The sequence below is a fragment of the Salinivibrio sp. PR919 genome (assembly GCF_001995355.1).
In the GTDB taxonomy this organism is placed as follows: Bacteria; Pseudomonadota; Gammaproteobacteria; order Enterobacterales; family Vibrionaceae; genus Salinivibrio; species Salinivibrio proteolyticus.
Genome location: NZ_MUFL01000005.1, coordinates 1 through 13,831 on the forward strand (window position 1 = coordinate 1; position 13,831 = coordinate 13,831).

At 51.0% G+C, this 13,831-nt stretch carries 10 protein-coding genes; 2 read left to right on the plus strand and 8 right to left on the minus strand.

All coding sequences use genetic code 11. The annotated features are described in order from the left end of the window. Positions 1–33: 33 nt before the first annotated feature. The 3 genes from BZG83_RS01540 to znuA form a co-directional block, all read right to left on the minus strand. The gene (locus tag BZG83_RS01540; protein WP_158074929.1) at positions 34–2,730 is read right to left on the minus strand and encodes an AraC family transcriptional regulator; all 2,697 of its coding nucleotides are present in this window, start codon (positions 2,728–2,730) and stop codon (positions 34–36) included. Positions 2,731–2,858: 128 nt separating this feature from the next. After that, positions 2,859–4,196 (minus strand): murein DD-endopeptidase MepM, encoded by a 1,338-nt coding sequence (gene mepM, locus BZG83_RS01545; RefSeq protein ID WP_077479099.1) that lies wholly within the window; start codon positions 4,194–4,196, stop codon positions 2,859–2,861. Further along, on the minus strand, positions 4,180–5,079 hold the full coding sequence (znuA, locus tag BZG83_RS01550; protein ID WP_077455207.1) for a zinc ABC transporter substrate-binding protein ZnuA: 900 nt from the start codon (positions 5,077–5,079) through the stop codon (positions 4,180–4,182). Before znuA ends, mepM begins: the two co-directional genes overlap by 17 nt. 81 nt (positions 5,080–5,160) lie before the next feature. Between znuA and znuC the strand changes: the two genes are divergently transcribed. Together znuC and znuB are read left to right on the plus strand one after the other, a co-directional pair. Further along, positions 5,161–5,928 (plus strand): zinc ABC transporter ATP-binding protein ZnuC, encoded by a 768-nt coding sequence (gene znuC, locus BZG83_RS01555; protein ID WP_077479100.1) that lies wholly within the window; start codon positions 5,161–5,163, stop codon positions 5,926–5,928. After that, a complete protein-coding gene (znuB, locus tag BZG83_RS01560) occupies positions 5,921–6,709 on the plus strand; it encodes a zinc ABC transporter permease subunit ZnuB (protein WP_077479101.1) in 789 nt (262 codons plus the stop codon). The genes znuC and znuB overlap by 8 nt, the downstream gene beginning before the upstream one ends. A 93-nt stretch (positions 6,710–6,802) precedes the next feature. Here znuB and sucD read toward each other — a convergent pair whose 3' ends face one another. The 5 genes from sucD to BZG83_RS01585 all read right to left on the minus strand — a co-directional run bounded on the left by sucD (position 6,803) and on the right by BZG83_RS01585 (position 13,825). Further along, positions 6,803–7,675, minus strand: coding sequence for a succinate--CoA ligase subunit alpha (sucD, locus tag BZG83_RS01565; protein ID WP_077455210.1), 873 nt, complete (start codon positions 7,673–7,675; stop codon positions 6,803–6,805). A gap of 2 nt (positions 7,676–7,677) precedes the next feature. Beyond that, positions 7,678–8,844 (minus strand): ADP-forming succinate--CoA ligase subunit beta, encoded by a 1,167-nt coding sequence (sucC, locus tag BZG83_RS01570; protein ID WP_077479102.1) that lies wholly within the window; start codon positions 8,842–8,844, stop codon positions 7,678–7,680. A 106-nt stretch (positions 8,845–8,950) separates the two neighbouring features. Beyond that, entirely contained in the window at positions 8,951–10,159 is a 1,209-nt protein-coding gene (gene odhB, locus BZG83_RS01575) for a 2-oxoglutarate dehydrogenase complex dihydrolipoyllysine-residue succinyltransferase (RefSeq protein ID WP_077479103.1), read from the minus strand. A 28-nt stretch (positions 10,160–10,187) separates the two neighbouring features. After that, complete coding sequence (gene sucA / locus BZG83_RS01580; RefSeq protein ID WP_077479104.1) at positions 10,188–12,998, minus strand: 2-oxoglutarate dehydrogenase E1 component; 2,811 nt, start codon at positions 12,996–12,998, stop codon at positions 10,188–10,190. 116 nt (positions 12,999–13,114) lie between these two features. Then, positions 13,115–13,825, minus strand: coding sequence for a succinate dehydrogenase iron-sulfur subunit (locus BZG83_RS01585; protein ID WP_069588383.1), 711 nt, complete (start codon positions 13,823–13,825; stop codon positions 13,115–13,117). Positions 13,826–13,831 lie beyond the last annotated feature (6 nt).

The window sequence follows — 13,831 nt, forward strand, 5'->3', positions numbered from 1 at the left end:
CATATGCCCATATGCCTTACTGGCGTAGCAGATTTAATCGGCTGGGCTAGTGAGTGCTTGAGGGAGGATGCGATCACGATACTGTGAGGGGCTCACACCAAAGTATCCTTTAAACCGCTGACTGAAATACGCTGGATCACGATAGCCACACGCTTCGGCTGTCTCAGTAATACTCATCCCTTGTTTTAACAGCCCGCTCGCATGGGTCAATCGCTTTTGAGTGATATAGCTGGTGACCGTGATGTGAAAATACTGGCGGCATTTGCGTTGTAAGTTCCGCTCCGACATGGCCAATACAGCAGCCAGCTCATGAGTAGAAAAGTCAGGATGGGTAAAGCCGCTTTCTACCGCTTGCATAAAACGCGAGATCCATGCTGAGCGCAGCTGTTGACACTGAGCACGGCGTTTAGCGTGATGCCCCTTCATAGTGACGACAACCGCTTCAGGCTGAGCCGCGATGGGATCAAAAACTGGCTGTGTTGTGTGAATTTGTTGAAGACGCTTGCTTTGTTGCCTAGCCTGATAGCGCTGTTTAAACGCTAATCCAACCGCTAACAACACAATACTCACGAAAACAGCAAGAACGGCCCCACTCATCATGTGTGGCAACATGGGAAGAGAGATATCAAGATTTAATACCGTATGCGAGGCACCATCGCGAGGAATGGCAATGCGCAGCTGATACTCTCCCCCTGCCATATTCGCCAGCGTAATCGTATCGCTGCTGGTTTGTTGCCATGCGGCAAGCTGGCCGGCCATTGGGTTCCCCGGATGACGCTTAGCAATCAACTGGTAGTGGACACGACTGACCTGTCGCTCGGGTGGCCAACTTCCCCACTCAAGTTGGGTCGGATTATTTTCCAGCAATGTCATGGACGTTTGCTGGCGAGGTGCAATACGCCAACGCCTATCCTGTTGCCATACCGCGCCAATCACAACCTTCGGCGGTTTTCGTAGTGAGAACGCAAGTTGATCGGTATTAATCACAAAGCGTTCAGCGCCGGAAAAAATGGTCAGCTGATGCGGGTTGGATACTCGACACTCCACCTGTCCCATTGGCGAGGGTAATCTGAATGTCCGCACGACACCTCTTGGCGCGATATGGACGATGGCTTGGTTGCTGTATGCCCAAACACCATCTTTGTTCCCGGTAATACAATGAAACTGCTCATTGTTTAACGACAGGTAGGCCGCCGACACCGTATCCGGCGTGGTATGGTCATACTGATAAATGCCTTGCGCACTGGCTAGCCAAAGGCGGCCCCGTTCATCGGTATACAAATCAGACAGTGGCAGGAGAGAAACAGGTAATCGAATCGCCTGAAACTGTCCATCTCGATAACGCGTCAAACCTTGCTGCTGCCGGATCCAAACACTACCGCGACCATCATCATAAAAACCTTCAACGTCACCCTCGTCCACTTGCCATCCGGTTCCGTAGTCCACAACCGTCTCTGAATCCGGCCAGTAGCGGATTAACTGAGCCCCTTTTGCCAACCAAAGTGTCCTTGCCGCATCAGTATACAAGTGGTCAGCGGCGAAGTTAGCGACAGGTTCAGGGAGTATTAAACGCGCCCCTGTTTGAGTATCTAAGCCCGCCACACCATTTTCTGTCGACCACCACAACTGGGTCGCTTTTCGTGCGGCACTCTTGATCTTATCGCCGTTTTGATCGGGCATACGCGCCAACCAACGACCACTCAGATCGCGCCAATGACGACCTCTTAACAGCCACGGGTCACTCGCCTCAGAAAAACCATGAGTGATCGCTTGTGGAAAGGGACCATGATGATGCGCAATCCAGCGCTGCCCGGCAGCACGATAACGCAGAGATCGGTCGGTGGAAAACCAAATCCCTCCTTCGGCGTCGGCACGTAAAAATGTCACCCTTGAACCATCAATTGCACTCTGACTCGGCGTCCATACCGGCGATGCGCTCCCATCGAGTGACAGTAGAAACAGTCCTTGATCATTGGCGGCCCAAACGCCTCCCGCGCCTGATGCGAGAAAACTAAATCCACCCTGCTGAGTTAGTATGTGTTGCCCGGTCACAGAGTGTTCATCGAGGGCAAGTAAATAGACCGCATTTTGGGTGCTGACCCAAGCTCTCGAGTCTTGCCCTGTGATCGCAGTTATCGCTGAATTGAAGCGATGTATCTGGCGAATACCTTGCTCATCCACTTGGTAGAGCCCCTGACCAATAGCAATCAAGCGATGCTCGTTCGTCATCCAAGTTAACTCGGCTTGCCATTGTCCTGCGCGCCAAATAGAAAAGCTGTTGTCTTCCACCACATAACGGCTGAGTTGACCGTCACTAATATGCCAAAGCTCACCGTCTATCGTCGCAAGACGGGATTGTGCATCCGCTTGGCGCGCCAACACCGTCTGTGGCAGACGATAACGAGTGACAATATGCTGCCCCGATTGGTAGCGATAAATAAAGTTTTGCCCTGCCATCCAAAGGGCATCATGCGCAAAGGCAATCGCCGTTACTTTTTCTTCGGGCAGACTGAGAACATCACTGAGTGGGTGGGTTTGGTGGCCGTCAAAAAAGACAACCGCGCCTTGATGATTAAGCAGCCACACTCCTCCACCCGGCTGGTAGGCAATATCACGCACGTTCGCGACCGCCTGCAAGCCCGGATAGGCTTGGAACGAGGTTTCCAACCCATGATGTGCCTGCAAAGGCAGACAGAGAAAGGTGCTAATTACCCAAATCAGGCAGAGCAAAAGGCGTTTCATGCAACTAAGAGAGGAATAAGGGTCGCAAAATTAAGACGGGTATCATCCTGTGTAACCAAACAAAATGGAACCCTGCGACCCTCAATGTGAGCTGGGCCTCACATTCTTGAGATTTATTAGCTGTTCAGAACTTGAGACAGCTGCTGGTGAGCGCGTCTTGCTTGACGCTTGAAGTCGTCCTGCTCGCTACGCGGTACAGGATGCGCTTCAGGTAAAGGAACCTTCATCGCATTCACTGGATGGCCATATTTAATCAGCTCAAAATGCAAATGAGGTCCGGTCGAGCGCCCAGTGTTGCCACTCAATGCGATTTTTTGCCCCATAGAGACGTGATCACCCGGTTTCACTAAAATACGGTGAAGATGCAAATAGCGGGTCGAGTATTCGCGACCGTGTTTGATCACGACATAGTTGCCGGCTAGTGGGTGCTTGCGCGCTTTGACCACTACCCCATCACCTGCCGCCAAGACGGGCGTACCCACCGGGGTGGCAAAATCGGTGCCATTATGCGGTGAAATACGTCCGGTGATCGGATGCTTACGATGTGGGTCAAATGGCGAGCTGATACGGTAACGCTTAGCGGTTGGGAAACGGCGCAAAGCACGATCCAGACTATGGCCCTGCTCATCGTAAAAGCGACCATCGGTGTGGCGGTAGACAAAGATATCTCGATCGCCCGCTTGATAAAGCATCGCCATCACGTCGCCAGACGATACCGCTTTATTATCGATAAACTCTTTGTTGACCAAGACTGAAAAGCGATCCCCACGATGGGATTCTGCACCAAAGTCAAAACGCCATTGTAAGGCTGAGACTAAGTTCTGAATTTGGTTGGGCGTCAATCCTGCTTGTCGAGCTTGCTGGTAAAAGCTACTTGTGACGCGACCCGACAGAGTGACTTGCTCGTAGACTCCGGTCGTTTCAAGTTGCTCGTAGCTCACCCCATCCGCACCGAAGACATACTGATCCCGATATTTAATCGATTGATAGACAGTGAGTGACGAAAGCTGTCCCTCATCATCAACTTGCCAATCAATTTTTTGTCCAAGCCGAAGATCGCCTGCCTTCTGATTCACATCGAGGATCTGGTACATCTGACGGAGCGGTATACCATACTGTGAAAAAATCGCACCCAAGGTATCACCAGAGGCAACCGTGTGGGTGTGAATGCGGGCCGCTTCTGAAGTGATATCTTGCTCGAGAGCATCTTCAGGCACTGTCAGTGCTGGATCATCAGCGTCTAAACCAACTTCAATCGGCTCACTGTTTTCTAGCGGCATCGATGCCTGTTGCTCATCGATTAGCGGCAATGAGCGACGTTCATCGTGATGTTTAAAAGGATGTGGCTGCCACATGAGTGCGGCAGCAACGAGTAACGATAATGAGGCGAGCGCCAGCTTGTGCTGGCGAGGTAACCGAGCGGTCGCGGCTAACCAGTTAGTGAGTAGTTTCATGCTTTAAACAACGTGCGAAGCGGTTTCCCATATCTTTCAAAAAAACCTGATAACCATCAGGCGCAACTCGAATAGCAGTTGCCAACGGATCCAAAGCAATCACAGTAACGTCATCGTTTCGGGTCACAGCATCGACCAGTGAGGGATTAAACTGCGGCTCGGTGAAGATACAGGTCGCGTCATGATTTAGCAATCCTCTCCGGATAGTTACTAGGGTCTTTGCGCCCGGTTTTTGGCTAGGATCAACGGTAAAGTGGCCCGTTTTCTTCAAACCAAATGCTTGTTCAAAGTAACCGTACGCATCATGAAATACGAAATATCCACTTTGCTGGCGTTGCGCCAATGCCGCATGAATATCGGTTACTGTCTCATCCAGCTGGGCGTTAAAAATGGCTAATTTAGCGCGGTATTGGTCAGCCTTTTCGGGCGCAGTTGTTATCAAGGCTTGAGTAATCGCCCGCGCTGCGACACGTGCCGACTCGGGGCCCAGCCAAATATGAGGGTCAATACCATGGTGGTCATGGTCGTGGCCATGATGGTGGGTCTCTGCTTCCCCGTCATAATGACGAAGTGGGATCCCCTCTACTTGAGTGAGGGTTAATACATTGGGCTGCTCTTGCAACAGTTTACTCAAGAATAATTCAAGCTCCGGTCCCACCCAAACCGTCAAATCGGCCGCTTTCAAATTGCGAATATCAGAAGGTTTTAGCGCATAGCCGTGTGGTGATGCGCCGGGCGGGAGTAACACCTCTACCGTATCGTCGTCTGCGACTAACCCTTTAGCAATCAGCTGCACCGGCTTAATCGTGGTCATCACAGTGACAGCCTGCGCTGGCAAGGCCAGTAACAGCGCAAAAAATAGTCCAATAACACGCACACCCATGGTTTACCCCAATTAATCAGTTTCATCAGCGATGCGAAATGTTATAATATAACAATTACAATTCACAATGCTTTTTTCACTATGACTGACTCGCTAGTCACCCTCGATGCGGTGACGGTGACCTATAACGGCCGCCAGGTTCTGGATAATGTGTCGCTAGACTTAAAACGCGGCAATATCACCACATTGATTGGCCCTAATGGCGCGGGAAAATCCACCCTTGTAAAAACACTGATTGGCTTGGTTAAACCCAGCCAAGGCGCTGTGAGGCTTAAAAAAGGATTAAAGATCGGTTATGTGCCACAAAAGCTTCAGCTTAACCAAACACTACCCTTGACGGTCGACCGGTTTATCCGCTTGGGGACGCGCTACACCAACGCGCAAATTACGCAAGCGCTAAGCACCGTCAATGCGGCCGCACTGCAATTTTCTAACATGCATACCTTGTCCGGCGGAGAAACCCAGCGGGTGTTGCTTGCCCGTGCGATCCTGAAATCTCCCGATCTCTTAGTACTGGATGAGCCGGTGCAAGGCGTGGATGTCAGCGGCCAGCTTGAAATGTATAGCCTTATCGCGACGCTGCGCGACACACTCAGCTGCGCCGTTTTAATGGTCTCACACGACCTGCATTTAGTGATGGCGAAAACCGATGAGGTGATCTGTTTGCAGCACCATGTGTGTTGCTCAGGGGCGCCTGATGCGATTTCTCAACATCCCTCTTATGTCGCGATGTTCGGTCGCCAAACCAGCGAACAGCTTGCTTTGTATCACCACCATCACAATCACGATCACGATTTATCTGGACAGCCTGTTAATGGCTGCCAACATCAGGAAGACCAGCATGATTGAGTTTTTAATGGCACCTATTCTAGGAGGGGTGCTGATTGCCGCCATTGCAGGTCCACTGGGCTCTTTTGTGGTATGGCGTCGAATGGCCTATTTTGGTGATACCCTCGCCCATGCGTCGTTGCTTGGGCTCGCCGTCGGTTTTTTGTTGCAAATTGACCTTAATCTTGCGCTTATCGCAACCTGTCTTTTACTTGCCATTGTTCTGGTTGGTTTACAGCGCCAGCACTTAGTCGCCACTGATACTCTGCTCGGTATTTTGGCGCACAGTGCTTTATCGTTAGGGCTCGTCGCGGTCAGTTTTCTTGATACAGTACGTGTGGATTTAATGGCGTATCTGTTTGGGGACTTATTGGCCGTGACCTATACCGATTTAACTTGGTTAGCTATTGGCGCTTGCTTCACATTTGCTGTGATGGCTTATTACTGGGAGCCCTTACTCTCAATGACCGTCAGCGAAGAGTTGGCTCAAGTTGAGGGCATTGATGTGGAACGCTTACGGCTGCTGCTCATGTTACTTATCGGGCTTGTGATTGCACTGGCGATGAAATTTGTCGGCGCCTTGATCATTACGTCAATGCTTATCATTCCCGCAGCAACAGCACGACGTCTCTCGGCTACGCCCGAACAAATGGCGTCATTGTCGAGTTTAATTGGAATGGGCGCTGTTTTTCTCGGTATGGCGGGCTCTTGGTTTTACGATACGCCGGCTGGTCCATCGGTCGTGGTTGCGGCGGCAGGCGTATTTATGCTGAGCCAGCTGATCCCAATTCGAAGCCGCTAGCGACTCATCCATACGGTTAGCTTGTGCTCATACAAAACAAGACAAAAAAGCCGCTCACAGTGAGCGGCTTTGAATCATGCTACGACTGCGTTTTTACCATCCGGTTTTATCGCGCAGTGCTTGACCAATTTCTGCCAAGCTTTTTACTGTGGTGACGCCTGCAGCTTCAAGAGCTGCAAACTTGTCATCGGCTGTTCCTTTACCACCAGAGATAATCGCACCCGCATGGCCCATACGTTTACCCGGAGGTGCGGTTACTCCGGCAATATAAGAAACAACAGGTTTGGTGACATTCTCTTTGATGTAAGCCGCCGCTTCTTCTTCAGCCGTACCACCGATTTCACCAATCATGACAATCGCTTCAGTCGCTGGATCCTTTTCGAACATTTCGAGAATGTCGATAAAGTTAGAACCTGGAATAGGATCGCCACCAATCCCGACACAGGTTGACTGGCCAAAACCTTCATCCGTAGTCTGCTTCACCGCTTCATAGGTCAAGGTACCTGAACGTGACACAATACCGACTTTACCCGGTTTATGGATGTGACCTGGCATGATGCCAATCTTACATTCACCCGGGGTGATCACGCCTGGGCAGTTTGGACCAATCATGCGAACGCCAGCTTCATCAAGCTTCACTTTCACTTCCAGCATATCCAGCGTTGGGATCCCTTCGGTGATACACACAATCAACTCGATACCCGCATCAACTGCTTCGAGAATCGCATCTTTACAGAATGGTGCTGGCACGTAGATCACCGACGCTGTTGCACCCGTCGATTCCACGGCTTCTGCCACTGTGTTAAACACCGGCAAACCGAGATGGGTAGTTCCCCCTTTACCCGGTGATACCCCACCAACCATTTGCGTACCGTATTCGATCGCCTGCTCAGAGTGGAAGGTACCCTGTCCACCCGTAAAGCCCTGACAGATGACTTTGGTGTCTTTATTAATCAGCACTGACATTGTTATTTACCCTCCGCTGCAGCAACGACTTTCTGTGCGGCTTCTGTGAGTGAGGTGGCCGCGATGATGTTCAAGCCGCTATCGGCTAGTTTCTTCGCACCTACTTCGGCATTATTGCCTTCTAGGCGAACGACAACAGGCACTTTCACGCCCACTTCTTCCACTGCGCCAATGATGCCGTCGGCAATCAAGTCACAGCGAACGATGCCGCCGAAGATATTCACCAATACTGCCTTCACATTGCTGTCAGACAGGATAATCTTGAATGCTTCAGTCACACGCTCTTTCGTCGCGCCACCGCCGACATCCAAGAAGTTAGCAGGGCTACCGCCGTGCAGATTAACAATATCCATGGTGCCCATCGCAAGACCTGCACCATTGACCATGCAGCCAATGTTTCCATCGAGGGCAACGTAGTTCAGTTCCCACTGCGCCGCATGCGCCTCACGGGCGTCTTCTTGGCTTGGATCGTGCATCGCGCGAACCTGTGGCTGGCGATAGACCGCATTGCTATCAATCGACAGTTTTGCATCCAAGCAGTGCAGGTTGCCCTGATCAGTGATCACCAATGGGTTCACTTCAACCAATGCGACGTCTTTGTCAAGAAACAGCTGTGCAATCCCCATGAAGATCTTGGTGAACTGCTTGATTTGGTCACCTTCAAGGCCCAATTTAAATGCCAGTTGACGGCCTTGATAAGGCTGAGGACCAACTAAAGGATCAATCGATGCTTTGTGAATTAATTCAGGCGTTTCTTCCGCCACTTTCTCAATTTCCACACCGCCTTCTGTTGACGCCATGAAAACCACGCGGCGTGAGCCACGGTCAACGACCGCACCGAGATATAGCTCTTTGGCGATATCAGTGCAGGATTCAACGAGAATTTTACTAACCGGTTGGCCATTCGCATCTGTTTGGTAAGTAACAAGGTTTTTACCTAGCCATTGTTGTGCGAACTCGCGAATTTGTTCTTTAGAGGAAGCCAGTTTTACGCCGCCCGCTTTACCGCGACCGCCCGCGTGGACCTGACATTTGACGACCCATTTGTCGCCACCAATTTTGTCGGCTGCTTCAGCAGCTTCTTGTGGTGTGTCGCAAGCATAGCCCTCTGAAACTGGTAGACCATATTCAGCGAACAGCTGCTTTGACTGATATTCGTGCAGATTCATGATGTTCTATCCGTGTTAATGTCCATTATTGTGTCTTTGTGCTTTCCAAATGAGGGGACTCCGTCCCCTCGACTGACAGCCAGCACATCACGTACTGGCCCATCAGTTAAACGTCCAATAGCAGACGTGTTGGGTCTTCAAGAAGCTCTTTGATGGTAWCCAGGAAGCCAACCGATTCACGGCCGTCAATCAGACGGTGATCGTAGGAAAGCGCCAAGTACATCATTGGTAGGATCTCTACCTTGCCATCTACCGCCATTGGGCGGTCTTGAATTTTGTGCATGCCAAGAATGGCTGCCTGAGGTGGGTTAATAATTGGCGTCGACATCAGCGAACCAAATACCCCACCGTTAGTGATCGTAAAGTTACCCCCGGTTAGCTCATCAACGGTTAGCTTACCGTCTCGGCCTTTGACCGCGAGATCACGGATCCCTTTCTCGATATCCGCAAAGCCTAGCTTATCGCAATCACGCAGCACTGGGGTGACCAAACCGCGTGGTGTTGATACCGCCATGCTCACATCGAAGTAGTTGTGATAAACGATGTCATCACCGTCGATAGACGCATTCACTTCAGGGTAACGCTTGAGCGCTTCAACCACTGCCTTCACATAGAAAGACATGAAGCCGAGGCGAATATCATGGCGTTTTTCGAAGCTATCACGATACTGCTTACGCAGTTCCATAATCGGCTTCATGTTGACTTCGTTGAACGTGGTCAACATTGCGGTACTGTTTTTCGCTTCCAACAAGCGCTCAGCAACACGCTTACGCAAACGTGTCATTGGCACACGTTTTTCACCGCGCTCAGCCACAGCAGGGACGTCTTGGGCAGGTTTGCCTTGCTCGCCACCTTTTGGCTTGTTCTTCAGGTAAGCATCAACATCTTCTCGGGTAATACGCCCACCCACACCTGTGCCTTTCACCGCATCAGGAGAGATATCATGCTCGGCTAGTAAGCGACGCACGGCTGGGCTCAATGCATCATTAGACTCTTCTTCCAGTGATGCTGTATGGCGCTTATCCGGTGACGCTTCTGATTCAGCAGGCACGTCTTTGGTCGGCTCTCCTGCCACAGCGCCTTCTTTCAACTTAGCGATGGCTTGTTTCGCCAACACGGTTGACCCTTCATCTTCAATGATTGACTCCAACACGCCATCAGCAGGCGCAGGCACTTCCAGTACCACTTTATCCGTTTCAATATCAACCAGTACTTCGTCACGGGTTACCGAGTCACCTGGCTGTTTGTGCCATGTGGCAATCGTTGCGTCAGCCACAGATTCGGGTAAATCGGGAACCAGAATTTCGATTGTCATATCGTAGTTATCCTTAATGTTCTAGTTCTTACTTGAGGGTCAGAGCGTCTTCGACTAACGCTTTTTGTTGTTTCTGGTGTACGGACATATAGCCTACCGCTGGCGATGCTGATGCCTCTCGTCCTGCGTAGGTTAAGGTAGCATCATCTGGAATCGCCGCACGGAAATTGTGCTGGCTGCTATACCAAGCCCCTTGGTTTTGAGGCTCTTCTTGGCACCACACAAAGTCTTTCGCATTGGTGTAAGGAGCGATAGCTTCTTTCACCGCATCCAATGGGAACGGATAAAGCTGCTCAATACGGATAATCGCCACATTGTCGATTTCCGACTTACGACGCGTTTCCAGTAGGTCGTAATACACCTTGCCTGCGCACATGACGACGCGTTCAACCTTGTTCGCATCCAGCTCATCCATCTCGCCAATGGCGGGGAGGAAATCACCATCAGATAAGTCTTCAAGGCTCGACACACACAGCGGGTGGCGCAGCAGCGACTTAGGTGACATCACAATCAATGGACGACGCATGGGGCGAACCACTTGGCGACGCAGCATGTGATAGACCTGTGCAGGCGTTGAGGGTACCACCACTTGCATGTTTTGTTCGGCACACAGCTGTAGATAGCGTTCAAGACGCGCCGATGAGTGCTCGGGGCCTTGTCCTTCATAGCCGTGAGGCAACAGCATGGTTAATCCGCACATACGGCGCCATTTTTGTTCCCCAGAGCTGATGAACTGATCAATCACCACTTGCGCGCCATTGGCAAAGTCACCGAACTGTGCTTCCCAAACGGTGAGACCACCAGGCTCTGCCGTTGCATAGCCATATTCGAACGCGAGAACCGCCTCTTCAGACAACACAGAGTCAAACACTTGGAATGGCCCTTGTTTGTCGTGAATATTCGCCAGTGGCAAATAGGTACTGCCGTCAGTTTGATTGTGCAAGACCGCATGACGGTGGAAGAAGGTACCTCGTCCGGAGTCTTGGCCGGTAATACGGATACGTTTGCCATCATCCACCAGCGTCGCATACGCCAAGGTTTCCGCCATACCCCAATCTAGCTTTTTCTCACCTTCCACCATGACTTTACGATCGTTATAAAGCTTGGCGACACGGCTATGAAGCTTGTGGCTTTCTGGCAATTGGCAAATCCGATGGCCGAGCTCTTTCAGACGCTTAGCGTCAAACTTACTCGCCCACTCTACGGTCCAATCATGCCCAAGATAAGGGGTCCAATCGACCGAGTGCAACGCCATCGGGCGCCATTCTTTGACCACACATTCACCACGGTCAAGCGCATCGCGATACTCGTTGATAAGCTCGGTCGCTTTCTCAAGATTCGCAACACCCTGCTGATCAAGAACGTCCGCATAAAGCTTACGCGGTGTCGGATGCTTCTTGATCTTTTGGTACATCATAGGCTGTGTCGCGTTGGGCTCATCCGCTTCGTTGTGACCGTGACGGCGATAACACACCAAGTCAATGACCACATCACGCCGGAATTCGTTACGGAAATCAAGCGCTAAGCGAGAAACGAAGGCAACAGCTTCAGGATCATCCGCGTTTACGTGGAAGATTGGCGCCTGCACCATTTTGGCAATATCAGTACAGTATTGCGTAGAACGAGAATCGGCTGGGTTCGAGGTGGTAAAACCGATCTGGTTATTGATGACGATACGTACCGTGCCGCCAACTTGGAAACCACGCGCTTGAGACATGTTAAAGGTCTCTTGCACGACCCCTTGGCCAGCAATCGCCGCATCACCATGAATCGTGATCGGTAAGACACTCGAACCGGTGGCATCTTCGAGACGATCTTGACGTGCTCTAACTGAGCCCATAACCACAGGGTTGACGATCTCAWGGTGAGATGGGTTGAAGGCAAGCGCTAAATGCACATCACCACCTGGCGTGGCAAAATCAGACGAGAAGCCTTGGTGATATTTCACATCACCGGTGCCCCAGGTTTCGTCTTGTTTACCCGCAAACTCGTCAAACAGTTCTGACGGCTTTTTACCCAGCACATTCACCAACACGTTCAAGCGGCCGCGGTGAGCCATACCGACCACCACTTCACGAGCACCTTTACCACCAGCGTGGCGGATGAGCTCTTTAAGCATCGGGATCAGTGCATCCCCCCCTTCGAGAGAGAAGCGCTTTGCGCCTGGGAACTTCGCGCCCAAATAGCGCTCTAGTCCTTCAGCCGCGGTCAGTTCTTCTAGGAAGGTCAGCTTTTCTTGTTCGTTGAATTGCGGCTGCCCAACCACAGACTCTAATCGGCTTTGGATCCAACGTTTCTCTTCCGTGTCAGTAATATGCATATATTCAGCACCGATAGACCCACAATAGGTCTTCTGCAGTGCTTCATAAAGCTCGCCCAGCTGCATATTGTCTTTACCAATTGCAAATGAGCCGACATTGAAGTTTTCGTTGAAATCCTGCTCGGTAAGCGAGTGGAAAGCAGGTGATAGATCGGGTACTTGATTACGCTTCCATAAACCCAGCGGGTCAAGATTGGCCTGCTGATGGCCGCGGAAACGAAATGCGTTAATAAGTTGAAGGACTTTGACTTGTTTCGCGTCTACGTCGGGGTCATTGACTGAGGCATTTGCACGCGCTGTCTCGGTAGCTAGGCGTCGAAAGTAATCACGAACGCGAGAGTGGGGTTGTTCTACCGCGGTTTCATTCACCGCTGGTAGTTGGTCAAAGACCGCTCTCCATTCTTGATCAACTAACTCCGGGTCACTGAGGTACAGTTCGTAGAGGTCTTCTACGTAAGTTGCATTGGCGCCAGCCAAATGAGAAGACTCCATCCAAGCCTTCATCACGCCATTTTGCATTGTTATCCCTTAACCACTAGTTATTTATCCAAACACCGGTTCTAAGCCGGGTTACCTGTTATTTAGCCCCGTCCGTGGACGGGGCTTTATAGTTCACGTTAATGTACGAAAGCGTTTTAAACGCCACGCTGAATCAGCATCGACTTGATGTGCCCAATTGCTTTCGTTGGGTTTAATCCCTTAGGACACACACTGACACAGTTCATGATACCGTGGCAACGGAAGACACTAAAAGCGTCGTCCAGATCAGATAAGCGCTCTTCGGTCGCGGTATCACGGCTATCTGCTAACCAACGATACGCTGCGAGCAGCCCTGCCGGCCCGACAAATTTGTCTGGGTTCCACCAGAAAGAAGGGCAAGAGGTGCTGCAACACGCACACATGATGCACTCATACAAGCCGTCCAACTCCGCGCGGTCTTCAGGGGCTTGTAAATTCTCCCGTGATGGCGGTGTGTCATCGTTGATTAAGTAAGGTTTAACCCGCTCGTAGTTCTCATAGAACTGACTCATATCGATGATAAGGTCACGCACAACCGGCAAACCGGGCAATGGACGGATCACAATTTCTGATTTGTCCATCAGTGATGAGAGTGGCGTGATACACGCCAATCCATTCTTACCATTCATGTTCACGCCGTCCGAACCGCACACACCTTCGCGACATGAGCGACGGAATGCTAACGTCGGATCTTGCTCTTTTAGTTGAATGAGCGCGTCCAATAGCATCATGTCCGACCCTTCAGGCACGTCGAGCGTGTAATCCTTCATATATGGCGCATCGTCCACATCTGGATTGTAGCGATAGACTGAAAACTTAACGTTCATCGTTTT

What these genes read in the sequence shown, in the direction of transcription:
- mepM (WP_077479099.1), bottom strand. Translation starts at nt 4,196, where the DNA reads ATGAAACTACTCACTAACTGGTTAGCCGCGACCGCTCGGTTACCTCGC.
- znuA (WP_077455207.1), bottom strand. Translation starts at nt 5,079, where the DNA reads ATGGGTGTGCGTGTTATTGGACTATTTTTTGCGCTGTTACTGGCCTTG.
- znuC (WP_077479100.1), top strand. Translation starts at nt 5,161, where the DNA reads ATGACTGACTCGCTAGTCACCCTCGATGCGGTGACGGTGACCTATAAC.
- znuB (WP_077479101.1), top strand. Translation starts at nt 5,921, where the DNA reads ATGATTGAGTTTTTAATGGCACCTATTCTAGGAGGGGTGCTGATTGCC.
- sucD (WP_077455210.1), bottom strand. Translation starts at nt 7,675, where the DNA reads ATGTCAGTGCTGATTAATAAAGACACCAAAGTCATCTGTCAGGGCTTT.
- sucC (WP_077479102.1), bottom strand. Translation starts at nt 8,844, where the DNA reads ATGAATCTGCACGAATATCAGTCAAAGCAGCTGTTCGCTGAATATGGT.
- BZG83_RS01585 (WP_069588383.1), bottom strand. Translation starts at nt 13,825, where the DNA reads ATGAACGTTAAGTTTTCAGTCTATCGCTACAATCCAGATGTGGACGAT.